This window comes from Bradyrhizobium sp. Kon10, assembly GCF_055807395.1.
In genome coordinates this window covers 17,294-38,241 of sequence record NZ_JBVVOZ010000017.1, presented here as the reverse complement: position 1 = coordinate 38,241, position 20,948 = coordinate 17,294, and the positions used below count along the sequence as shown (strand labels likewise).

Below are 20,948 nucleotides of genomic sequence, written 5' to 3'. Positions count from 1 at the left end.
TGTGGTCGAGAGCGCGGTGGTCTCCCTCGCGCGCGGGTGGGTCTTAGACCAGTTTCCGGGGCGGCGAAACCCCGAAAAATGCCCATCAACCGGCAATTTTGATCGCTTTCGGCCGCGCCTGCCAGCCACGGGCGAGGTGCACCAGAAGCGAGGCCGTCACGCTCAGTCCGCCGACCCAGCCGAGATCGGCTGGGCTCCAGCCCGCAAGCACGGCGCCGCCCAAGGCTCCTCCGATCGCAAAGCCGAGATACATGGCGGAGGCGTTGAGAGAGAGCGCGATCATCGAGGCCTGCGGGTCGATCCGGATGATGCTGGCGACCTGAGCCGGATAGAACGCCCAGCCCGAGAGGCCCTGGAGGAAGATCGGGCCGAGGATCGCATAATGCGCCTGGCCCGGCAGGAATTTCAGCACCAGCGAATGCAGGAAGAGCGCGCTGGCCATGCCGGTCAGGCCGAGCGCCGCGGTGATGATCGCGCCGAGCCGGTCGGCCAACACGCCGCCGAGCATGTTTCCGATCGCGGCGGCCGCACCGAAAACCAGGAGCGCCAAGCTGATCTGCGCGGCGTCGAAACCCAACGCGTGCAGCGGGACGGCGAAATAGGTGAATATGGTGAAACCGCCGAGTGCCCATAGAATCGTGATGAGGAGCGCGATCAGGACGTTGCCGTGACGCGCCACGGCGAGCCGTTCGGCGAGCGAGGCTGTGCTTTTGGGCAGGCCTCGGGGCAGCCCAAACAGCAGGCCCGCAAGCGCGATTGCGCCGAGCAGTGCGACCATGGCGAAGGTCGCGCGCCAGCCGAAGAGGCTGCCGATCCAATTGCCGAGGGGAACACCGACCACTGTCGCGACTGTGAGGCCGGACGTGACCAGCGCCACGGCGCGGCCCCGGCGTTCAGGGGCGGTGACGGCCACGGAGACGCCAAGCGCCGTCGGCATGCACAGGCCAGCGCCGAGTGCCATCAACATCCGCGACGCCAGCAGCTGTGCAAATCCGTACGCCATGACCGCCAGCAGATTGCCGGCGATGAAGGTCGAGAGAGCGAGCGTCAGCACGGTGCGGCGGTCGATGTTGTTGAGGGTCACCGCGAGGACCGGCGAGCCCACGGCATAGGTGAGCGCGTAGACGCTGACCAGCTGCCCGGCGGCCGGCACCGATATCTGCAGGTCCGCCGCGATAGTCGGCAACATGCCGGCGATGACAAAGGCTTCCGTCCCGATCGCAAATGCGGCCACCGCCAGCCAGAACACGCTCATGATCCGCCATTCCTATGTTCAATGATTATTGAACTATTGGGTGGCAAGCTTCCGGAGTCAACTGGTTCAAGAACTATTGAACATGCGGGGCGGGTTATTATAATTGCGGTATGAGCCGAACGCCTCCCCACCCCACCCGTGAGCAGATCGAACTGCCGATGGTTCTGGATTGCCTGAGCGATCCGATCCGCCTGGCGATCGTGTACCGGCTCGCCCAGCAGGAACGTGTCAGCATCGAATTGCGCTGCGGCGACTTCAACGCGCTCAGCGGCAAGTCCAACCTCGCCTACCACTTCGCCAAGCTGCGCGAATGCGGGCTGATGCAGACCCGCGTCGTCGGCACCAGCCGCCTGATGCGGCTCCGCCGCGAGGATCTGGACGCGCGCTTTCCTGGTCTGCTCGATGCCGTCATCAACTCAGCGAACAGGGATGCCGACCGGCTTCAGCTTCTATCCGAGTGCGATGTGGTTGAGGCAGAGTAGGGCTCGCCGAGTCGCGCCCGACTGCACCCTTCGGGCTTCGTCGAGGCAGCCTTCGCTACGATACGGCTCGCCCAGCCGAAGCTCGCGGAGCCAGCGAAGGCTGGAGACCCGGCCTGGACTTGAACCAGGATAAAGAGCGATGCACTGCTCTCGCGTGGACACTTCCGCCACCGGGCCGCGGAGAGCATTACCGATTGGGGGTGCGACAAGCCACCTCAGCCAGTCGTTAAGCTTAACGGACCAGCGGCGGCCTCGCGATGAAGGTCATGCGCCAGGGGTTGTGGCCGATATTGGTGTTGGCGCGTTGCGCCGCGAAGCCCGCCGCCTTCAGCTTGGCGGTGATTTCATCCTCGCTGTAGCGTTGAAGCCCGATGCGCGAGCGCAAATGGCGGTAGTCCGACAGCGCGGTGCTGATCAGCCCGACCAAGGCATCCTTCAAGAAGCCGTGACGCAGGCCGAAGCTGAGCAGCGCCGCCACGTCGCGGCCCATGCCGACGCTGGGCTGGAGGATGTCGCCGAGCACCAACTTGCCGGACGGCGTCAACAAGCGCCGGATGTTCCGGAGCGCGGCATCGAGTTCGTCCGCCGTCATGTATTGCGCGACCGAGTTCATGATGACGAGGTCGATGGACTGGTCCTGCATCGTGCGAACGTCATCGAGCGAGCGGACGCGGATGTTTGTATTGGGGGCAAATCGCGCGATCAGCCGGCCGCGCACGCCGGGCGCGGGCTCGGCCAGGATCAGCTTGCCGCAGGCCGCTGCCACCTGGCCAGCCGACAGCGCCTCGCCGCAGGCATAGTCCAGCACGGTCGCCTCGGGCGAGGTGATGTAGCCGATGATGTCCCGCGCGATGATCTGGAAGTGCAAATCGCGATGCAGCTTGCTCACATAGATCGTATGCGTCGAGTCGTAGTAATCGATCCAATCGTCCATGATGTCCGAGGGCCCCGGCCTAGCGGTTCCGGCGAAGGAACCGGCGCCGCCCGCTTGCGTTAGGGCTGCGACGGCGCGCCGTCAATGTCCGCGTCCTAACAGGAAGGTCCCCCGTGAGCAAAGCCCCCAATAAGGTCTCCTCCGATCTCGATACTCCCACCGATCTGCCGCCCCAGGCGGTCAAAAAGGTTTCCGAGGCGCTTAACGTGCTTCTGGCCGACGCGTTCGCGCTGTACCTGAAGACCAAGAACTTCCACTGGCACATCAGCGGTCGGCATTTCCGCGATTATCATCTGCTGCTCGATCAGCAATCGGATCAGATTTTTGCCACCACCGATCAGCTCGCCGAGCGCGTCCGCAAGATCGGCGGCACCACGCTGAGGTCGATCGGCCAGGTCGCCAAGCTCCAGACCATCAAGGACAACAACGAGGACTACGTCCCGCCGCGCGAGATGCTGCGCGAGCTGATGCAGGACAACAAGCATGTCGCCGCGGCGATGCGCAAAGCGCACGAGGTCTGCGACGATGCCGACGACGTCGCCAGCGCCAGCATTCTTGAAACCTTCATCGACGAGACCGAGCGCCGCACCTGGTTCCTGTTCGAAGCCACCCGCCAGGAAGGCGCCAACGAGGCGTAAGGCACGCTGCATAGGGTGAGCAAAGGCGCGCTCTTCGCGCGCCGTGCCCACCATCTATCCGCACAGGTCGATTGGTGGGCACGCTCGGCTTTGCCCATCCTACGGCACCGCCCTTATGGTTGGCGCCACAACCGCATCATCGGCCCATCCTTGCCCGTCACCGGATCGGCCGGCGGCAGCGTGACCTTGGGAATCGTCTTCAGCGCCTTGGGATGGTTCTCCGGCGTCGGCCGCGTGACCTCCATCTTCGCGCCCGGCGGATAGGCGCCGATCACGCAAAAATCCTCGCTCGCCTTGATGCATTGATGTCCGGTGCCGGCGGGAAGGATGGCGACGTCGCCGGCCTTGATCTCCAGCTCCTGGCCGTTGTCGCCGCCGAAGCGCACGCGGGCGCTGCCACGCGCGACGCCGAGAACTTCGTGCACCGTCGCGTGATAGTGCAGATAATCGAAAATGCCGTTGCGCCACGTGCCGCCCCAGCCATTGGCGCTGAACAGGCTTTCGATGGTCTCTTCCGGATGCTTGGCGTCGAGCTTCACTGCGCCCTGATAAACGAGGAAGGGGAGCATGTTGTTCGGCACGAGCCCGTCATCCTCGAACACGATGGCGAGCGGCTCGGCATTGTCGCGGACGATGGATATGATGGGCTCCTGCGGCAGAGTGGCGGGAATCAACGAGCGTCGTGAGACGACGTTCCCTCATCAGTCCGAGGCGACGCGCAGCGCAGAAGACAAAAAAGCCCGGGACCAGGCCCGGGCTTGATATCATGAAGGCGGTTCAGAAAGAGAGCCGCTCACGCGCTCTTCTTCTGCCGCATCAAATCCGCAAATCGCTGGAAGAGATAATGGGAGTCGCGCGGGCCGGGCGAGGCCTCAGGATGATACTGCACCGAGAACACCGGCCTGCCGTCGAGCTGGATGCCGCAATTGGAGCCGTCGAACAGCGAGATGTGGGTCTGCGTTGCGCCCTTCGGCAGCGTCTTCTCGTCCACGGCAAAGCCGTGGTTCATCGAGGTGATCTCGACCTTGCCGGTTGTCTCATCCTTCACGGGATGGTTGGCGCCGTGATGGCCCTGATGCATCTTCATGGTCTTGGCGCCGACGGCGAGGCCGAGCATCTGGTGACCGAGGCAAATGCCGAACATCGGCGTGCCCGACTTGATCACGTTCTGGATCACCGGCACCGCATACTTGCCGGTCGCGGCCGGATCGCCCGGACCGTTCGACAGGAACACACCGTCCGGCTTCATCGCCAGAATGTCCTCGGCCGAGGTCGTTGCCGGCACCACTGTCACCCGGCAGCCGACGCCGGCCAGCAGGCGCAGGATGTTGCGCTTGATGCCGTAGTCGATCGCGACCACGTTGAACTCTGGCTTGTCTTGCCGGCTAAAACCCTTGTCCCACAGCCAGGGAGTCTCGTCCCAGGTGAAGCGCTGGCCGGAGGTGACCATCGGCACCAGGTCCATGCCCTCGAGGCCCGGCCACTCGCGCGCTTCTTCCTTGAGGCCATGCAGGTCGAACTCGCCGTCTTTGGCGTGGGCGATCACGGCGTTGGGCATGCCCTTGGAGCGGATCAGCGCGGTCAGCGCACGGGTGTCGATGCCGGAGAGGCCGATGATGCCGCGCGCCTTGAGCCAGGCGTCGAGATGCTTGGTCGCGCGATAGTTCGAAGGATCGGTGATGGCGGTGCGCAGGATCACGCCGCGCGCGCCGGGCGTCGCGGCCATGTTCACCGTCTCGACGTCTTCCTCGTTGGTGCCGACATTGCCGATATGCGGGAAGGTGAAGGTGATCAGCTGCCCTGCATAGGAGGGATCGGTCAAAATCTCCTCGTAGCCGGTCATCGCGGTGTTGAAGCAGACTTCACCGACGGCATGGCCTTCGGCGCCGAGACCGAAGCCTTCGAGCACCGTGCCATCGGCGAGCACGAGGAGCGCGGTCGGTTTGTGGTCCGGCCAGGCGAGATCGTTGTCATGTTGTGTCATGAGCCCGGTTCATAGTCCCGGCGGGCGTCGCCGTCAAAGCGGAGACGGGCGGATTCACATGCGTTTTTGCATATTTGACGGCCTCCTCAGGCAGTTAAAGCTGGAATAGGTAATTTTCGCGCAGTTTCGGCGGCCGGATCGGAAACAATGAACCGCGGCCCGACAGGGCCGGTATGGCCTCTTTGCCGCAAACGGCTTAGATCAGGCGGAACGGATTGAGAGGATCACGGCCATGTTGCGCGACGACATCAACAATGCGGTTAAGAAGGCCATGAAGGCCAAGGAGGAGCGCAAGCTCTCCACGCTGCGCATGGTCAACTCGACCATCAAGAACGCCGACATCGAGGCGCGCGGGAACGGCAAGCCCCCGCTCAGCGATGCCGACCTGCTGGCCGTGCTCCAGAAGATGATCAAGCAGCGCCAGGAATCGGTCGAGCTCTACGACAAGGGCGGTCGCGCCGAGCTCGCCGCGCAGGAGCGCGAGGAGATCGCGGTGATCTCCGCGTATTTGCCGAAGCAGATGGCGGACGATGACGTGAAGAAGGCGATTTCCGAGATCATTGCCGAAACCGGCGCCGCCGGTATGAAGGACATGGGCAAGGTGATCGCGGCGTTGAAGGCGAAATACGCCGGGCAAATGGATTTTGGCAAAGCCAGTGGGTTGGTGAAGGCTGCGCTGACGGGTTAGCTCTTTTCTTCTCCCACAAGGGGAAAAGGCGCACCTTTGTTGCTGCTGCAATCCGGTCTAGTTTCTCCCGACAGAAAAATCGGGAGGCAATGATGACCGGCGCCATAAAACCGTTTCGCATCGCCGTCAGCGACGACGTCCTCATAGACCTCAAGTCGCGTCTCGCGCGTACGCGCTGGCCGGAGGCGGAGCTGGTCGACGACTGGAGCCAGGGCGCGCCGCTGAAGTGGATCCAGGAGATCTGCGGCTACTGGGCGAACGAGTACGATTGGCGGGCGCGTGAGGCCAAGCTCAACCGCTTTGAGCAGTTCACGACCGAGATCGACGGGCTCGACATCCACTTCCTGCACGTCCGGTCGAAAGAACCGTCCGCGCTGCCGCTCATCATCACCCATGGCTGGCCCGGCTCGATCGTCGAATTCCAGAAGGTGATCGCCCCGCTGGTCGATCCGGCCGCGCATGGCGGCGATCCCGCGGATGCCTTTCACGTCATCTGCCCCTCATTGCCGGGCTTCGGCTTCTCCTCCAAACCCGAGACCACCGGCTGGGGCGTCGATCGCATCGCCGCGGCCTGGGCGAGGCTGATGGATCGGCTGGGCTATGCGCGCTATGGCACGCAAGGCGGCGATTGGGGCTCGGCGGTGACGACCTCGCTTGGCATGCAGGACCGTGAGCATTGCGCCGGCATCCACATTACGCTCGCCTTCAATGCAGCGCCGAAGGTCGAGGGCGCGCCCACCGCGGAAGAGAAGCGTGCACTCGCCGGCCTCAAGCACTATGTCGATGTCGACTCCGGCTATTCCAAGCAGCAGTCGACGCGTCCGCAGACGCTCGGCTATGCACTGACGGACTCGCCGAGCGGACAGGCGGCCTGGATCCTGGAAAAGTTCTGGGCCTGGACCGATTGCGACGGCCATCCCGAGAACATCCTTGGCAAGGACGAACTGCTCGACAATGTCATGCTTTACTGGGTGACCGAGACGGCAACTTCGTCGGCGCGGCTCTATTGGGAGAGCTTTGGCAAGCGCCGCACGACCCCGGTGGTGAAGGTGCCGACCGGTGTCGCCGTGTTCCCCAAAGAGATCATCACGCCGGTACGCCGCTGGATGGAGCCGAACTTCCCCAACATCACGCATTGGAGCGAGATCGAAAAGGGCGGGCACTTCGCCGCATTCGAGCAGCCGGAATTGTTCGTGCGGGATGTGAGAAAGTTCTTCGCGACAGTGCGCCGTTAGGGACCAATTTGGTTGGGTGCGCGAGACCTTCGGGATCTCTCGCGAGAATTCGCGCCTCGCGGTATTGTTAGACCGCTCGCTCTGGTGCCGGCTTCGCTTCACGCGTGCAACCTCCCCACGCGCGCGCTAACATCATCGCTAAACTACCACCGCGGCCAAGAACTACGGCACCTTGACCCCCATCGCCTTCAACGCCGCGAGCATCTGCGCCGGCGGCGCCATCGTGATCTGCGGCGCCTTGCCGGTTTCCAGCAAACTCTTCAGCCCAGACAGGATCGCGGGCCAGCCGGTGCGGCCGCCGGAGAGGATGTCGTCGCTGAGCGGACGGTCGTGGCGTTCGCTTATGGTGAGGCGGACGGCCTCGCCCGCGGGGTCGATCTCATAGGTCACGAGCGTGGTCCCGAGCTTGGCGACGAGGTCGGGCCAGTCGACATTCCATGTCACGGTCAGTTTTTTCGGCGGGTCGTACTCCAACACTTCGCCGGAGATGTGCAACGCGCCGTCCGGCGCGCGCACGATGAACGTGCCGCCGAGCTTTGGCTGCATCTCCACCGCAAAGCCGGAAAAATATTTGCGGCTGAACTCGGCCGAGGTCAGCGCCTCCCACACCTTGTCCGGCGTGGAAGCGATGTAGATGGTGTAGACCGTCAGCGGCTTGAACTGATCGAGGTTCATCGCGCATCAAATCCCTTGTTGAGCGCTGCGCGCGGAATGGCGAGCGTTTGGCCTCTCTCCAGCAGGCTCTTCAATCCAGACAGGATCGCGGGCCAGCCATTGGAGACCGCACCGAGATATTTTCCGCCTTCGACGAAGCCGTCATGCAACACCGTCAGCCGCGTCAGCGAACCGAACGGTTCGAGCGTAAACTCGACGCGCGAGATCGGCTCACTGCGAAGCTCTTCAAATTTCTGGTGCTTGAAGCTGTAGGACAGCCGCCGTGGCGGATCGGCCTCCAGGATCTCGCCCGAATCGGTGGTTTCGCCATCCATCAGCAGCGCGAAGGGCGAACCGACCTTCCAGTCCGACCTGACCTCTGCGCCGAACCAGTATTGCCTGGTGAATTCGCTCGACGTCAGCGCCTCCCACAGCTTCTCCGGCGTGGTCTCGATGTAGCTCACATAAACGAATTGCGGTTTACTCATCGCGCTTCTCCAACTGACGTTTCAATTCGCTGAGCGCGGCGAGCTTGCCGCGCTCGAATTTCCTGATCCAGCGTTCGCCGATCTGATGGATCGGCACCGGGTTGAGGTAATGCAGCTTCTCGCGGCCATGCCTGAGGGTCGTGACCAGATTGGCCTCTTCGAGAATGACAAGGTGTTTTGTGACCGCCTGTCGCGTCATCTCCAGGCCCTCGCAGAGTTCGTTGAGCGTCTGGCCCTTCCTGGCGTGAAGCCTGTCCAGCAGCGACCGTCGTGATGCATCCGCGAGCGCCTTGAAGACCTCATCCATGCGGGCCATGATAAGCAACCAAATGGTTGCATGTCAAGCGTGTCATTCCTGGCAAGAGATCGTGTTTTTGGCGCACGCGAGCGGCTGTGCTAGCATTATGGTTCAGCCAACGCAGATTGGTTCCGGGAGGGTCGATGATCAGCCGTGTTCGACTTGCTGCTTGCCTTATCCTTTTCGCCAGCAGCGCCAACGTCCACGCCCAAAAGCAGATGGTCGGAGCGCCGCCTGAGGCTTCCAACATGAAGCTGGTCGGCGCCAACGACCTTCAGGCGCGCAGCGCCTATCAGCCGACCATCCATCATCAGGGCGATCGCTGGATCGCCTATATCGGCCATCACGGTGGCACCGAGGACGTGCCGGCGCCGGTCAATCCGATGACGGGGCAGGCCGAGCCGAACGGAACCTCGATCCTCGATGTCACCGACCCCGCACATCCGAAATATCTGCGGCACCTTCCTGGGCAGGAAGGCAAGTATGAATCGGGTGGCGCGCAGATGGTGCGGGTGTGCGACGGCAAGTCGTTGCCGAAGGGCGATCCCAATGCCGTCTACATGCTGCGCACCTTCGGCAGCGAGGCGCATGAGATCTGGAACGTCGCCGATCCCGCCAGCCCCGTGCTCATCACCCGCATCGGCGGCTTGAAGGACACGCACAAGAGTTGGTGGGAGTGCGACACCGGCATCGCCTATCTCGTTTCGGGCGCGCCGGACTGGCGCACGCGGCGGATGACGCAGGTCTATGATCTCAGCGACCCCGCACATCCGCAGAAGATCAGGGATTTCGGCTTGCCCGGTCAGGAGCCCGGTTCGACCGGCCCGGTGCCGACCGAGCTGCACGGGCCGATCTCGACCGGTCCCACCGGCAACCGCGTCTACTTCGGCTACGGCACCAACAAAGGCGGCATCCTGCAGATCGTCGATCGCGAGAAGCTCTTGAGCGGCGGCAAGGAACCGACGCCGGATAATTTGCGCTATCCCGAGATCTCGCGGCTGCCGATGTCCGCGTTCAACGGCGCCCATACCACGTTCCCGATGCTCGACATGCCCATCGCGGAATTCGCCGAGGACAAGGATGGCAAGACCCGCGACATCGTCATGATCGTGGATGAGGCGATTTTGAACGAATGCGGCGAGGCGCGGCAGATGGTGTGGTTCGCCGACGTCACCACCGAGGCGCGGCCGATGATGATCTCGAGCTACACCGTGCCGGAGGCGAGCGGCCAGTTCTGCCAGCGCGGCGGCCGCTTCGGCTCGCATTCGTCGAACGAAAGCATGGCGCCAGTCTACTACAAGAAGATGGCCTTCATCGCCTTCTTCAATGCCGGCGTGCGCGCGCTCGACATCCGCGATCCCTATCACCCCAAGGAAGTCGGCTATTTCATTCCCGCGATCACGAGCGCGACCGACAAGCGCTGCATTCCGATCGAAGGCGGCGAGCGCTGCAAGCTTGCGATCCAGACCAACAATGTCGAGACCGATGATCGCGGCTACATCTACATCGTCGATCGCGCCAACACGGGGCTGCACATCCTCGAACTCACCGGCGCGGCGCGGGCCGTTGCCGGCCTGCCGAGGAGCTGATCGTCATGCGGGGCGCGGCGGCAATAGCGGCAGGGCTCATCGCGCTCGGCGTGTCGGCCGTGTGGGCGTATCAACTCGCGCCGTCACCGGCGGAGAGAGCTGAGCATTGGCGCGAGATTGCCTGGGCCTTCCCGCGTGACGGCTGGCCCGCCGGCCGAGCGTTCCGCTGTGATGGCGCTTGCGAAGGTGCCGAACTCTACGTCCGCGCAAAGCTCGGGTTCTGCAATTGCGACCGCGGTGTCGCCGATGACGACGAGGTCGATCGCGTGACCGATCTCGATTTGATCAGCCCCCGCTTCGCAGCGATTGCGCCCGGCAAGGAAGTGGACATCGGAGATCTGCGCGGTCGTGCCAGGCGCTATGATCTCGACATGCCCGACGGCGCCCGCCACGCCGCCATCGGCATCGCCGTGTCCCGGCGATGCAATCTGCTGGTCGCGGTGACGCAAGGCAATGTGGAAGCAAACACCGTGCAGCGCGCGGCGCTCGTCTTTCTCGGAACCCAGGAGATGAAGACGTGGATCGGCGCTGCGCTCGACGGACGGTGATGGTGCTTCCGTTCCCGCCTGCGCCATGCATTAATGACCCGAACCGCCCCCAGCGAGTCTCCGCCATGATGTCCCTGCAAGCCTATCTCGCCTTTCTCGCCGCCTGCGTTGCACTTGCGCTGTTGCCCGGGCCGATCGTGACGCTCGTCATCGCCAATGGCCTGCGCCATGGCACGCGTGCCGCGCTGACCAACGTCGCCGGTGCGCAGGCGGGTCTCGCGATCGTGATCGGTGTCGTCGCGATCGGCCTGACATCGCTGATGGCGACCATGGGCTACTGGTTCGACTGGGTGCGGTTTGCCGGCGCAGCCTATTTGATCTGGCTCGGGATCAGGCTGATCTGGGCGCCGATCGAAGGCGTCAAGGTCGACGAGCCGCCGGTGCCGCCGCGCGGCGGCTTCTTCCTGCAAGGTTTTCTGGTGCTGCTGTCGAACCCGAAGGTGCTGGTGTTCTTCGGCGCCTTCATCCCGCAGTTCATGGACATGAACCGCGACCATTTCCCGCAGGTCGCACTGTTGGGTGCCACCTTCATGGTGACAGCCGCGATGACCGATGCGCTTTACGCCACAGCCGCCGGGCGCGCGCGAAAATTTTTCTCGGCTCGCCGTACACGGATGATGTCGCGCGTCTCTGGTGGCTTCATGATCGGCGGCGGCATCTGGCTGGCGCTGACCCGGGCGAAATAGCCCGGCTTTCGAAACCCCGTCTGCAGGCTATGTCGGTGGGAGCGGCTCGCTACACGAACCGCTCCGCCCGCAGCTCGACCTCAATCTTCGCGAAAATCCGCGCCAGCCGCTCCGCCCATTGCCGCTCGCCGGACTGGTCGGCGATCAAGTCCTGGCGGATTTCGATGCCGGTGTTGACGAGGCCGCGGGCCTCGGCATGCACGGGGATGGTATAGTCGGTGAGATCGCTCGCGCTATAGGGCTCGTTGTCACCGACCACGAGATCGCCCTCGCTGCGCAAGTGCTTCAGCAGCAGCTGCGGCAGCACCGTATCGCGGTTGTAGAGCGCGCCGATATGCCAGGGCCGCGCAACGCCGGCATAAACCGGCGTAAAGCTGTGCAGCGACACCAGCACCGTCGGCCGCTTGTCGTGCACGCGGCCATCGATCACCGCGTTGATGCGGTGATGGTACGGCTCGAAAATCTCCTGCCGCCGCGCCCGGCGCTCGTCCTCGGTGATTGCCTCATTGCCCGGGATTGCGGTTGCTTCGGACATCACGGGGATCGAGCTTGGCGCGCCGGGCGGCCGGTTGCAGTCGATCACGAGCCGCGAATAGCGCTGCGCGATCAGATGCGCATCGAGCATTTTGGCGAGCCGCTCGGCAACACCGGCAATGCCGATATCCCAGGCGATGTGCCGTGTCAGCTCGCTCTCGGCGACGCCGAGATCGCCGAGCGCATGCGGCAGCACTCGTCCATAGTGATCAGAGGTGAGCAGGAAAGGCGATGCTCCCCCTGCATTCACCTCATGCACTGGGGGAATGTCGCCCCTGCCAAGGAGTTGATCCATCGCGCCGGCTGTGTCTAAAGCCATCTTGATTGCCTATTGAAAAAGCAGTCGTCCCCCAAATTGGGCAGAATCGCTATAGATTGATCTGCCCAAAATCACCATGATTGACTGACGATGCCGCTACTGACGATTCATCACAAGACCGAATATCGCTACGACCGTCCCGTGGCGTTCGGCGAACACAGGATCATGCTCCGTCCGCGCGACGGGCACGATCTGCGCGTGCTCGACTCCCGGCTCGAGATCTCGCCGGTGCCGATGTCGCTGCACTGGATTCACGACGTGTTCGGTAACTCGGTCGCGATCGCCAATTTCGACGAACGCGCGGACACGTTGACATTCGATTGGCACGTCACCGTCGAGCACAATCCGGTCGAGGAGTTTGCGCTCACGCCGGATGATCCCGCCTATTTCTACCCGTTCGTCTACGACGACGAGGAATTTCCCGACCTGGTGCAATACACCACGCCGCAATATGCCGATGCCGAGGGCCATATCGGGGAATGGGCACGCGGCTTTCTCGACGAGGACGCGCCGACACCAACGTTCAAGATCCTGAGCGGCATGACGCATGGCATCCGCAAGCAGTTCAAATATCGCAAGCGTCATGAGCTCGGCACCCAGCACCCGCTCGACACATTGCAGTCGGGCACGGGAACTTGTCGGGACTATGCGCTGTTTATGATCGAGGCGTTGCGCCAACTCGGCATCGCCGCGCGATTTGTCTCCGGCTACATCTTCGTGCCCGAGGACGTCGAGGGACATCACGTCGGCGGCGGCTCGACCCACGCCTGGGTGCAGGTCTATTTGCCGAGCGCGGGCTGGATTGAGTTCGATCCGACCAACAGCATCATCGGCACACGCGACCTCATCCGTGTCGCGGTGGCGCGCGATCCGCGGCAGGCGATCCCGCTGCACGGCGTCTATATCGGGCCTGCGGGTGCCTTCGACGGGATGGAAGTGACCATCAGGGTGGTGTCGGACGATCAGGACAACGACCAGATGATGGAGGCAGAAGTTTTGTAGATGGAGATCAAGGTCGGCTTCGACATCACCTACGCGGCGGCGCAGCCGACGCCGATGGTGATCATGCTCAACATCCACCCCTCGCGGCAGGCCGACATCATCGGCGAGGAGACGGTGGTCGCGGAGCCCGACGTTCCCATCCGCTTCTATCAGGACGCCTTCGGCAACATCTGCGGCCGCCTCGTCGCGCCGGCCGGCGGCGTGACGTTGAAGGGCCGCGCGCTGGTGCGCGACACCGGCCTGCCCGACGAAGTGATGCCGGGCGCTCAGCAGATCCCGATTGAGCAACTGCCGAACGAGCTGATGCTCTATCTGATGCCGAGCCGCTATTGCGAGACCGACAAGCTCACCGACATCGCCTGGTCGCTGTTCGCCAAGACAGAACCGGGCTGGAAACGCGTCTGTGGGATCACCGAGTTCGTGCACAAGCACGTCACGTTCGGATACCAGCACGCCCATCACATGAAGTCGGCGCATGATGTCTACGAGCAGAAGACCGGTGTCTGCCGCGACTTCGCGCATTTGGCCGTCACCTTCTCCCGTTGCATGGGCATCCCCGCGCGCTATTGCACCGGCTATATGGGCGATATCGGCATTCCGCCGGATCCGTCTCCGATGGATTTTTCCGGATGGTTTCAGGTCTGGCTCTCAGGCAAATGGTTCACCTTCGACGCCCGCCACAACATTCCCCGCAAGGGCCGCATCCTGATGGCCACCGGCCGCGACGCCGCCGATGTCGCGCTGTCGACGAGCTTTGGCCGGATGGAGTTGAAGAAGTTCGAGGTGGTGAGTGAGGAGGTGCTGACGGCGGGGTGAGTGGCGTTCGTCATTGCAAGCGTAGCGAAGCAATCCAGACTCCCTTCGCGGCGACAGTCTGGATTGCTTTCGTCGCAAGAGCTCCTCGCAATGACGGCGTCGAGAGTTTATAGAGCGCGCATGACCTCCGATCGTCTCTTCGTCTACGGCACCCTGATGCGCGGCTTCGACCATCCGATGGCGCGGCTGCTTGCGGGCCATGCGGACTTCCTCGGAGACGCGACCTGCCGCGGCAGGCTGGTGCTCATCAAGCACTATCCGGGATTGCTGCTGTCGGACGCGCCGTCCGATCTCGTCCATGGCGAGCTGTTCCATCTGCGCGCGGGGGACGAACTGCTGCGCGAACTCGACATGTACGAGGCCTGCGGCGAAGGCTTTCCGGAGCCGACGGAATATCTGCGCAAGCTGGTCGACGTGACGCGCGCGGACGGCACGATCGAGAAGGCCTGGACCTATATCTACAACTGGCCGGTCACCGATCTGCCGCGCATCGCATCCGGCCGCTTTCTGCAGCACTAGGCGGACAGCACTTCCTTGACCACGCGCACATCGACCTCGCGCTCGACATAGGTCCACTCTTCGGTTTGCCGCAGCATCGCCACCAACTCCTCGAACAGCGAGCCATGCGCGGGGGCGAATTCGAACCAGGCGAGGAAATCGAAGGGCTCGCCGAGGTCGCGACAATGATAGAGCTGGCGCGCGATCGCGGGCAGGAAGCGCAAGCTGCTGGCGATGTGGTGCGATCTGTCTTCAAAGATCTTGCGCCGCTCCTCCTGCGTCAGCTCCCACCACGCCTGCGATTTGCGGATCGGGATCAGCGCCGCGCAAGTGGCCTCGATCCGGCCGAGCCCGGCCTGGACCGCGGTGAGCTGCTGCTTTTCGACGCGCTCGGTGTAGCGAAGCGCGCTGGGGACGCCGACCAGCCGCCACGCATTGCGCGAGGGCACCAGCGGCAACGAGACGGCATCGCCGTCGATCACCGAGAGCGCCGGCATGAAAGGCAGGGGCTCGCCCGTCACCGGCGAAACCGAGGTCACCCGCCAGCCCCCGCTCTGGCCGCCTCGAAACGTCCTGAACATGGCCCATGGAAGCGTGGAACCGGGCGCGGTTCAAGCTTTTCCCGTCATTCCGGGGCGTGCCTGTTGGCGCGCGCCCGGAATCCATCGCGCCGCCGGGATGCTGGGAGAAATGGATTCCGGGCTTGATGCTGCGGGCCGCTCTTCGCGCGGCCTGTCGCATCGCCTCGGAATGACGGAAAGAGGGCGAGATCAAACTAACGTCGAGCCGGTCAAGCCCGCTTCTTCGGCTTCGACTTCTGCTGCATGTAGGAGCGCAGCACCGCATTCATGCGCCGCTGATAGCCCTTGCCCTCGCGCTTGAAGAAATCGAGCACATCCTCGTCAAGCCGGATGGAGATGGCCTTCTTCTTGGGTGGCATCACGAGCACAGCGTCCGACCAGTCGATATCGATCGGCACCGCATCGGGATCGTTGGCGACAGCCTCGGCGATGTCTTCATCCGTCAACGCGTCGACGCGAGCCCAGTCAGTCTTCCCTTTCCTCGGGGAGTCCCTTGAAACGATTGTAGTATTTCTGCCGTTCGTCTTCTCGCGCACGCCGGACCGAGATGAGCCGGCAGACCGTCCCGCGGATCGCACAGGTGACCGCGACTTCCCGCCCGTCGATGTAACCGAAGATTTGGTACCTGACTTCGTCATTGCGATCCGATCGACGGATGAAGGTATAGCTTTCGAGAATTCCGCGCGCGTCCTCGAAGTCGATTCCGTGAGTTCGCAAGTTGGTCGCGCGCTTCTTCGGATCCCATCCGAAGTCGCGAACGCCCGCGAACAGCAACTGCAAATCTTCCGTCATGGCAAAGTATCCAAATGACACCGCATTTTGCCGCGCATGAGGTTTGCTATGACGTCTGAAGCCGTAGCCGCGACTTCATCGTATGCCTGTATATACAAACGTAATCGTTGTATGTCAACGATTCCGGTCCCGCTGGGAAAGCTCGACACTGATTGTTGCATGGGCGGGTAGTCTAGGAACTCCGGGTGGGGATTTCGTTTCGCGAGAAACTTTCCTCCCTGTGCATAGGTCGAATAACCCGCATAACCCAGACAAACCTAACTTTAGAACCGGCCGCACCTATATCCCTGATCCTTCGCCCGACTCACTCCGGTTCGCGCTACACACAGCCCATGCGCTTTACGCCCCAATTCCTCGACGAGCTGCGTGCCCGGCTTTCGGTCTCCGAAGTCGTGGGCAAGCGCGTCAAGTTGAAGAAGGCTGGGCGCGAGTGGAAGGGACTGTCGCCGTTCCAGCAGGAGAAGACGCCCTCCTTCTACGTCAACGACCAAAAGGGTTTTTACCACGACTTCTCCTCGGGCAAGCACGGCGACATCATCAGCTTCGTGATGGAGACCGACGGCCTGCCGTTCGCCGAAGCCGTTGAGCGGCTCGCCAACATGGCGGGCCTGCCGCTGCCGGCGGTGACGCCGGATGCGGCGCGGCACGAGCAACGGCGCAAGTCGCTGCATGATGTCATGGATCTTGCCGCCAAGTTTTTCGCGGAAACGTTGGCGTCGCGTGTGGGTGCGAAAGCGCGTGGCTATCTTGCCGACCGGGCGCTCTCGCCGGCAACGCAATTGCAGTTCCGTATCGGCTACGCGCCGCCCGATCGCTTTGCGCTGAAGGAGCATCTCGGCAAGCTCGGCGTCTCGGTCGATGACATGGTCGAGACCGGCCTGCTCGTTGCCGGTGACGGCATCCCCGTGCCCTATGACCGCTTTCGCGATCGCGTGATGTTTCCGATCACCGATTTGCGCGGCCGCGTCATCGCCTTCGGCGGGCGCGCGCTCGAAAAGGACGTTGCGGCAAAATACCTGAACTCGCCGGAGACGCCGCTCTTCCACAAGGGCGACAATCTCTACAACCACCAGACCGCGCGCAAAGCCACCCACGACGGCAGCGCGCTGATCGTGGTCGAAGGCTATGTCGACGTCATCGCCATGGTCACCGCGGGCTTTCCGGGCAGTGTCGCGCCGCTCGGGACTGCCCTGACCGAAAACCAGCTCGCGCTGCTCTGGAAGATGGCGGACGAGCCGATCCTCTGCTTCGACGGCGACAAGGCAGGTCAAAAAGCTGCTTATCGCGCCGCCGACCTGGCACTGCCGTTCCTCGCACCGGGAAAGAGCCTGCGCTTCGCATTGCTGCCGGAAGGACAGGACCCCGACGATCTCGTGCGCTCGGGCGGTCGTGGTGCGATCGAGGAAGTTATTGCAGCCGCGCGACCGCTCGCCGACATGATCTGGTCGCGCGAGCTCGAAGGCGGCAATTTCGCTACACCCGAACGCCGCGCCGCGCTGGAGGCGCGGATCAAGGAGCTGTCGAACGGCATCCGCGACGAGGTGGTCCGGCGCTATTATCGCCAGGATCTCGCCGAGCGACTCCAGCGCACCTTTGCGCCGGACGGCGGACGCGGCGGCTTTGCCGGCCGGGGCAATTTCCGCTCCGGCCCCGCCGGCCGCCAATTCCAGCCTCGCGGCGCCGGGCAGGCGAATCGATTCGGCGGCCAGGGACGCCGCGGCGCACCGGGCCCCACGCCGCTCCCCTCCGGCCCCTATCAGGCGGCGAGCGCCCAACTGGCGGCGAGCCCGATCATGCGGGGGCAGCGCAGTGCCATCTCCCGCCGGGAAGCCCTGATCCTGCAAATCCTGATCAACCATCCCTGGCTGCTGCATGAGCACCTCGAGGAGGTGGCCGCCCTGGAGCTGGCCCATCCCGAGGCCCACAAGCTGCGGGCCGGCATCATCGCGGCTTTCGCCAATGACCATCACCACAGCCCGGATCCCGGCGAGCAGGCTGAAAAGATGCGAAGCGACATCGAGAAGAGTGGATTTTCTCAGCTTCTTCAAAGAGTTGAGAATGGAATCACGACCCAGGCGGTGTGGGGGGCCAGGGAAGGCGCGGCCCGGGACGACGTTCTCTCCACTTGGCACCAGCTCGTCGCCTTGCATCGGCAGTGGCATTCACTACTTAGAGAGCTGAAAGACGCCGAGCTGGCCTTGGGGGAGGATTCCAGCGAGGCCAATTTGGCGTGGCTGCGTGATGTCAAGGCTCGGATAGGCGAAGTCGACGGCACCGAGGCCCTGATCGAGGGTTTTGGCGAGCTGTCGGGCCGGTTCCAGAAGAGCGTGTGATGAAAGAATCATGCGGACGGTCGGAGCCGGAACCGCTAAAAGACTCGCCAAATCCAAGGTTTGGCGGCAAAAACAGGGTTAATCGAGGCTTAACGCTCTTGTAGCACTTTGGCCCCCAGGCGGCCGCAGGCAGAACAGACGCGTCAGGAATGAATCCGCGCATAGCTGTTGGCACTTCACCTGCATCCGCTGCGACAAAGGTGCTCACGAAGCGTTAGGCAAATCCGGCGAGAGAAAGTTGGGGGTGGCGATCAGAGGTTCGCGCCGCCCTTTCCGTGTCGCGATCTGACGAAGCGAGAGCGTCGAGCAACAGGTTCAAGTGATTTCACGCGGGCAGGCCTTTGAGCCTTCTGCATGAAGCGCGTTTAGGAGCAATGGATGGCCACCAAGGCAAAGACGCTGCAGGCGAAAGACAAGGAAAAAGACGACAAGGCAGCGGACGCGCCGGAGAAGGACTCCCAGGACGCGCCGTCGCCGTTGCTCGATCTGTCCGACGCGGCAGTCAAGAAGATGATCAAGCAGGCCAAGAAGCGCGGCTTCGTGACCTTCGATCAGCTCAACGAAGTTTTGCCGTCCGACCAGACCTCGCCCGAGCAGATCGAGGACATCATGTCCATGCTCTCGGACATGGGCATCAACGTCACCGAAGCCGACGATAGCGAAGGCGAGGAGGACAAGGACGAGGGTGGCGAGGACGAGACCGACAACGAGCTCGTCGAGGTCACGCAGAAGGCCGTCACCGAAGTCAAGAAGAGCGAGCCGGGCGAGCGCACCGACGATCCCGTGCGCATGTATCTGCGTGAGATGGGCACGGTCGAGCTGTTGTCCCGCGAAGGCGAAATCGCCATCGCCAAGCGCATTGAGGCCGGCCGCGAGGCGATGATCGCGGGCCTCTGCGAAAGCCCGCTGACCTTCCAGGCCATCATCATCTGGCGTGACGAATTGAACGAAGGAAAGATCTTCCTTCGCGACATCATCGATCTCGAAGCGACCTATGCCGGCCCCGATGCCAAAGCCGGCATGAACACCGCGATGATCGGCGGTCCCGCCGGCGAGAACGGCGAAGCGCCGGCCGAAGGCGGCCAGGCTGCTGCGGTAGCGGGCGCACCTGCGCATGTGGCGCCTCCGGCCGCGCCGCCGGCCCCAACTCCGTTCCGTGCCGCGCCTGCCGGCGCAACGACCGGCGAAGCGCTGAAGGATCCTGCGGAATCCGCCGCCGAAGCCGACATGGACGAGGACGACGAGTTCGAGAACCAGATGTCGCTTGCGGCGATCGAGGCCGAGCTCAAGCCGAAGGTCGTCGAGATCTTCGACAAGATCGCCGACAGCTACAAGAAGCTGCGCAAGCTTCAGGAACAGGACATCCAGAACCAGCTCGAGAGCACCTCGCATGGGCCCTCGCTCTCGCCGCACCAGGAGCGCAAATATCGCAAGCTGAAGGACGAGATCATCGTCGAGGTGAAGTCGCTGCGCCTGAACCAGGCCCGCATCGATTCACTCGTCGAGCAGCTCTACGACATCAACAAGCGCCTCGTGTCGCATGAGGGCCGCCTGATGCGCCTTGCCGACAGCCACGGCGTCGCGCGCGAGGACTTCCTGCGCAACTACACCGGCTCGGAGCTCGATCCGCGCTGGCTCAACCGTGTCTCGAAGCTTTCGGCCAAGGGCTGGAAGAATTTCGTCCATCACGAGAAGGACCGCATCAAGGACCTCCGCCACGAGGTGCACCAGCTCGCAGCGCTCACGGGCTTGGAGATCATCGAGTTCCGCAAGATCGTGCACTCCGTGCAGAAGGGCGAGCGCGAAGCCCGCCAGGCCAAGAAGGAGATGGTGGAAGCCAACCTCCGTCTCGTGATCTCGATCGCCAAGAAATACACCAACCGCGGCCTGCAGTTCCTCGATCTGATCCAGGAAGGCAACATCGGCCTGATGAAGGCGGTCGACAAGTTCGAGTACCGCCGCGGCTACAAGTTCTCGACCTACGCCACATGGTGGATCCGGCAGGCGATCACCCGCTCGATCGCCGACCAGGCGCGCACCATCCGCATTCCCGTGCACATGATCGAAACGATCAACAAGATCGTGCGCACCTCGCGCCAGATGCTCAACGAGATCGGCCGCGAGCCGACCCCGGAAGAACTCGCCGAGAAGCTCGGCATGCCGCTGGAGAAGGTCCGCAAGGTCCTCAAGATCGCCAAGGAGCCGTTGTCGCTGGAGACGCCGGTCGGTGACGAAGAGGATTCGCACCTCGGCGATTTCATCGAGGACAAGAACGCGATCCTGCCGATCGACGCCGCGATCCAGTCGAACCTGCGCGAGACCACCACGCGCGTGCTCGCCTCGCTCACCCCACGCGAAGAGCGCGTGCTGCGCATGCGCTTCGGCATCGGCATGAACACCGACCACACGCTGGAAGAAGTCGGCCAGCAGTTCTCGGTCACCCGCGAGCGCATCCGCCAGATCGAAGCGAAAGCGCTGCGCAAGCTGAAGCATCCGTCAAGGAGCCGCAAGCTGCGGTCGTTCCTCGATAACTGATTCAGGTGTCATGCCCGGACGAGAGTCCGGGCATCACCAATCCAGACAAAAGCGGCGGG

General features: G+C 63.2%; 23 protein-coding genes. 12 read left to right on the top strand and 11 right to left on the bottom strand.

Annotated features, from left to right (window positions below; translation table 11 throughout):
- Positions 1-85: 85 nt before the first annotated feature.
- Positions 86-1,255, bottom strand: a complete 1,170-nt coding sequence (locus AC0L2O_RS22885) for an MFS transporter (protein ID WP_473371290.1) — start codon at positions 1,253-1,255, stop codon at positions 86-88.
- 110 nt (positions 1,256-1,365) lie between these two features.
- Here AC0L2O_RS22885 and AC0L2O_RS22880 point away from each other — a divergent pair, with 110 nt between their 5' ends.
- On the top strand, positions 1,366-1,737 hold the full coding sequence (locus tag AC0L2O_RS22880; protein ID WP_409191955.1) for an ArsR/SmtB family transcription factor: 372 nt from the start codon (positions 1,366-1,368) through the stop codon (positions 1,735-1,737).
- Between the two features lie 232 nt (positions 1,738-1,969).
- Here AC0L2O_RS22880 and AC0L2O_RS22875 read toward each other — a convergent pair whose 3' ends face one another.
- Positions 1,970-2,671 (bottom strand): class I SAM-dependent methyltransferase, encoded by a 702-nt coding sequence (locus tag AC0L2O_RS22875; protein WP_409191956.1) that lies wholly within the window; start codon positions 2,669-2,671, stop codon positions 1,970-1,972.
- Between the two features lie 113 nt (positions 2,672-2,784).
- On the opposite strand from AC0L2O_RS22875, the gene AC0L2O_RS22870 reads away from it, so the two are divergent.
- Entirely contained in the window at positions 2,785-3,309 is a 525-nt protein-coding gene (locus tag AC0L2O_RS22870) for a Dps family protein (RefSeq protein ID WP_409191957.1), read from the top strand.
- A 113-nt stretch (positions 3,310-3,422) separates the two neighbouring features.
- Here the strand turns inward: AC0L2O_RS22870 and AC0L2O_RS22865 are convergent, their stop codons facing one another.
- Positions 3,423-3,950, bottom strand: coding sequence for a hypothetical protein (locus AC0L2O_RS22865; RefSeq protein WP_473371351.1), 528 nt, complete (start codon positions 3,948-3,950; stop codon positions 3,423-3,425).
- A gap of 152 nt (positions 3,951-4,102) precedes the next feature.
- Positions 4,103-5,293 (bottom strand): glutamine-hydrolyzing carbamoyl-phosphate synthase small subunit, encoded by a 1,191-nt coding sequence (gene carA / locus AC0L2O_RS22860; RefSeq protein ID WP_473371289.1) that lies wholly within the window; start codon positions 5,291-5,293, stop codon positions 4,103-4,105.
- Between the two features lie 232 nt (positions 5,294-5,525).
- Here carA and AC0L2O_RS22855 point away from each other — a divergent pair, with 232 nt between their 5' ends.
- Together AC0L2O_RS22855 and AC0L2O_RS22850 are read left to right on the top strand one after the other, a co-directional pair.
- Positions 5,526-5,981 (top strand): GatB/YqeY domain-containing protein, encoded by a 456-nt coding sequence (locus AC0L2O_RS22855; RefSeq protein ID WP_473371288.1) that lies wholly within the window; start codon positions 5,526-5,528, stop codon positions 5,979-5,981.
- 92 nt (positions 5,982-6,073) lie between these two features.
- Positions 6,074-7,216 (top strand): epoxide hydrolase family protein, encoded by a 1,143-nt coding sequence (locus AC0L2O_RS22850; RefSeq protein ID WP_473371287.1) that lies wholly within the window; start codon positions 6,074-6,076, stop codon positions 7,214-7,216.
- Between the two features lie 162 nt (positions 7,217-7,378).
- Here AC0L2O_RS22850 and AC0L2O_RS22845 read toward each other — a convergent pair whose 3' ends face one another.
- The 3 genes from AC0L2O_RS22845 to AC0L2O_RS22835 are packed head-to-tail and all read right to left on the bottom strand — an operon-like array spanning position 7,379 to position 8,665.
- On the bottom strand, positions 7,379-7,891 hold the full coding sequence (locus AC0L2O_RS22845; RefSeq protein ID WP_473371286.1) for an SRPBCC family protein: 513 nt from the start codon (positions 7,889-7,891) through the stop codon (positions 7,379-7,381).
- Positions 7,888-8,358: an SRPBCC family protein gene (locus tag AC0L2O_RS22840; RefSeq protein ID WP_473371285.1), complete on the bottom strand. Its 471-nt coding sequence runs from the start codon at positions 8,356-8,358 to the stop codon at positions 7,888-7,890. Before AC0L2O_RS22840 ends, AC0L2O_RS22845 begins: the two co-directional genes overlap by 4 nt.
- Positions 8,351-8,665 carry an ArsR/SmtB family transcription factor gene (locus AC0L2O_RS22835; RefSeq protein ID WP_473371350.1) on the bottom strand — a complete coding sequence of 105 codons (315 nt, stop codon included), beginning with the start codon at positions 8,663-8,665 and terminating at the stop codon, positions 8,351-8,353. Before AC0L2O_RS22835 ends, AC0L2O_RS22840 begins: the two co-directional genes overlap by 8 nt.
- A 134-nt stretch (positions 8,666-8,799) precedes the next feature.
- Here AC0L2O_RS22835 and AC0L2O_RS22830 point away from each other — a divergent pair, with 134 nt between their 5' ends.
- The 3 genes from AC0L2O_RS22830 (at position 8,800) to AC0L2O_RS22820 (ending at position 11,479) form a co-directional block, all read left to right on the top strand.
- Positions 8,800-10,245: an LVIVD repeat-containing protein gene (locus tag AC0L2O_RS22830; protein WP_473371284.1), complete on the top strand. Its 1,446-nt coding sequence runs from the start codon at positions 8,800-8,802 to the stop codon at positions 10,243-10,245.
- A gap of 5 nt (positions 10,246-10,250) precedes the next feature.
- Entirely contained in the window at positions 10,251-10,793 is a 543-nt protein-coding gene (locus tag AC0L2O_RS22825) for a hypothetical protein (RefSeq protein WP_473371283.1), read from the top strand.
- 65 nt (positions 10,794-10,858) lie between these two features.
- Entirely contained in the window at positions 10,859-11,479 is a 621-nt protein-coding gene (locus AC0L2O_RS22820) for a LysE family translocator (RefSeq protein ID WP_369721105.1), read from the top strand.
- Between the two features lie 49 nt (positions 11,480-11,528).
- Here the strand turns inward: AC0L2O_RS22820 and AC0L2O_RS22815 are convergent, their stop codons facing one another.
- Entirely contained in the window at positions 11,529-12,332 is an 804-nt protein-coding gene (locus AC0L2O_RS22815) for an N-formylglutamate amidohydrolase (RefSeq protein ID WP_473371282.1), read from the bottom strand.
- A gap of 90 nt (positions 12,333-12,422) precedes the next feature.
- Between AC0L2O_RS22815 and AC0L2O_RS22810 the strand changes: the two genes are divergently transcribed.
- The 3 genes from AC0L2O_RS22810 to AC0L2O_RS22800 all read left to right on the top strand — a co-directional run bounded on the left by AC0L2O_RS22810 (position 12,423) and on the right by AC0L2O_RS22800 (position 14,669).
- Positions 12,423-13,334 carry a transglutaminase family protein gene (locus AC0L2O_RS22810; RefSeq protein ID WP_473371281.1) on the top strand — a complete coding sequence of 304 codons (912 nt, stop codon included), beginning with the start codon at positions 12,423-12,425 and terminating at the stop codon, positions 13,332-13,334.
- Positions 13,335-14,150 carry a transglutaminase-like domain-containing protein gene (locus AC0L2O_RS22805; protein ID WP_473371280.1) on the top strand — a complete coding sequence of 272 codons (816 nt, stop codon included), beginning with the start codon at positions 13,335-13,337 and terminating at the stop codon, positions 14,148-14,150.
- Between the two features lie 120 nt (positions 14,151-14,270).
- Complete coding sequence (locus tag AC0L2O_RS22800) at positions 14,271-14,669, top strand: gamma-glutamylcyclotransferase family protein (protein WP_473371279.1); 399 nt, start codon at positions 14,271-14,273, stop codon at positions 14,667-14,669.
- On the opposite strand, the gene AC0L2O_RS22795 is transcribed toward AC0L2O_RS22800, so the two are convergent.
- The 3 genes from AC0L2O_RS22795 to AC0L2O_RS22785 all read right to left on the bottom strand — a co-directional run bounded on the left by AC0L2O_RS22795 (position 14,666) and on the right by AC0L2O_RS22785 (position 16,021).
- Entirely contained in the window at positions 14,666-15,229 is a 564-nt protein-coding gene (locus AC0L2O_RS22795; protein WP_409191969.1) for a chlorite dismutase family protein, read from the bottom strand. The two genes, AC0L2O_RS22800 and AC0L2O_RS22795, sit on opposite strands and share 4 nt — an antisense overlap.
- Before the next feature lie 209 nt (positions 15,230-15,438).
- Complete coding sequence (locus AC0L2O_RS22790) at positions 15,439-15,675, bottom strand: BrnA antitoxin family protein (RefSeq protein ID WP_409191970.1); 237 nt, start codon at positions 15,673-15,675, stop codon at positions 15,439-15,441.
- 19 nt (positions 15,676-15,694) lie between these two features.
- Positions 15,695-16,021, bottom strand: a complete 327-nt coding sequence (locus AC0L2O_RS22785) for a BrnT family toxin (RefSeq protein ID WP_473371278.1) — start codon at positions 16,019-16,021, stop codon at positions 15,695-15,697.
- A 332-nt stretch (positions 16,022-16,353) separates the two neighbouring features.
- On the opposite strand from AC0L2O_RS22785, the gene dnaG reads away from it, so the two are divergent.
- Positions 16,354-18,354 carry a DNA primase gene (gene dnaG, locus AC0L2O_RS22780; protein ID WP_473371277.1) on the top strand — a complete coding sequence of 667 codons (2,001 nt, stop codon included), beginning with the start codon at positions 16,354-16,356 and terminating at the stop codon, positions 18,352-18,354.
- Positions 18,355-18,732: 378 nt separating this feature from the next.
- Positions 18,733-20,889 carry an RNA polymerase sigma factor RpoD gene (gene rpoD, locus AC0L2O_RS22775; protein ID WP_369721112.1) on the top strand — a complete coding sequence of 719 codons (2,157 nt, stop codon included), beginning with the start codon at positions 18,733-18,735 and terminating at the stop codon, positions 20,887-20,889.
- Positions 20,890-20,948 lie beyond the last annotated feature (59 nt).

What these genes read in the sequence shown, in the direction of transcription:
- AC0L2O_RS22885 (WP_473371290.1), bottom strand. Translation starts at nt 1,255, where the DNA reads ATGAGCGTGTTCTGGCTGGCGGTGGCCGCATTTGCGATCGGGACGGAA.
- AC0L2O_RS22880 (WP_409191955.1), top strand. Translation starts at nt 1,366, where the DNA reads ATGAGCCGAACGCCTCCCCACCCCACCCGTGAGCAGATCGAACTGCCG.
- AC0L2O_RS22875 (WP_409191956.1), bottom strand. Translation starts at nt 2,671, where the DNA reads ATGGACGATTGGATCGATTACTACGACTCGACGCATACGATCTATGTG.
- carA (WP_473371289.1), bottom strand. Translation starts at nt 5,293, where the DNA reads ATGACACAACATGACAACGATCTCGCCTGGCCGGACCACAAACCGACC.
- AC0L2O_RS22855 (WP_473371288.1), top strand. Translation starts at nt 5,526, where the DNA reads ATGTTGCGCGACGACATCAACAATGCGGTTAAGAAGGCCATGAAGGCC.
- AC0L2O_RS22850 (WP_473371287.1), top strand. Translation starts at nt 6,074, where the DNA reads ATGACCGGCGCCATAAAACCGTTTCGCATCGCCGTCAGCGACGACGTC.
- AC0L2O_RS22845 (WP_473371286.1), bottom strand. Translation starts at nt 7,891, where the DNA reads ATGAACCTCGATCAGTTCAAGCCGCTGACGGTCTACACCATCTACATC.
- AC0L2O_RS22840 (WP_473371285.1), bottom strand. Translation starts at nt 8,358, where the DNA reads ATGAGTAAACCGCAATTCGTTTATGTGAGCTACATCGAGACCACGCCG.
- AC0L2O_RS22835 (WP_473371350.1), bottom strand. Translation starts at nt 8,665, where the DNA reads ATGGATGAGGTCTTCAAGGCGCTCGCGGATGCATCACGACGGTCGCTG.
- AC0L2O_RS22830 (WP_473371284.1), top strand. Translation starts at nt 8,800, where the DNA reads ATGATCAGCCGTGTTCGACTTGCTGCTTGCCTTATCCTTTTCGCCAGC.
- AC0L2O_RS22825 (WP_473371283.1), top strand. Translation starts at nt 10,251, where the DNA reads ATGCGGGGCGCGGCGGCAATAGCGGCAGGGCTCATCGCGCTCGGCGTG.
- AC0L2O_RS22820 (WP_369721105.1), top strand. Translation starts at nt 10,859, where the DNA reads ATGATGTCCCTGCAAGCCTATCTCGCCTTTCTCGCCGCCTGCGTTGCA.
- AC0L2O_RS22815 (WP_473371282.1), bottom strand. Translation starts at nt 12,332, where the DNA reads ATGGCTTTAGACACAGCCGGCGCGATGGATCAACTCCTTGGCAGGGGC.
- AC0L2O_RS22810 (WP_473371281.1), top strand. Translation starts at nt 12,423, where the DNA reads ATGCCGCTACTGACGATTCATCACAAGACCGAATATCGCTACGACCGT.
- AC0L2O_RS22805 (WP_473371280.1), top strand. Translation starts at nt 13,335, where the DNA reads ATGGAGATCAAGGTCGGCTTCGACATCACCTACGCGGCGGCGCAGCCG.
- AC0L2O_RS22800 (WP_473371279.1), top strand. Translation starts at nt 14,271, where the DNA reads ATGACCTCCGATCGTCTCTTCGTCTACGGCACCCTGATGCGCGGCTTC.
- AC0L2O_RS22795 (WP_409191969.1), bottom strand. Translation starts at nt 15,229, where the DNA reads ATGTTCAGGACGTTTCGAGGCGGCCAGAGCGGGGGCTGGCGGGTGACC.
- AC0L2O_RS22785 (WP_473371278.1), bottom strand. Translation starts at nt 16,021, where the DNA reads ATGACGGAAGATTTGCAGTTGCTGTTCGCGGGCGTTCGCGACTTCGGA.
- dnaG (WP_473371277.1), top strand. Translation starts at nt 16,354, where the DNA reads ATGCGCTTTACGCCCCAATTCCTCGACGAGCTGCGTGCCCGGCTTTCG.
- rpoD (WP_369721112.1), top strand. Translation starts at nt 18,733, where the DNA reads ATGGCCACCAAGGCAAAGACGCTGCAGGCGAAAGACAAGGAAAAAGAC.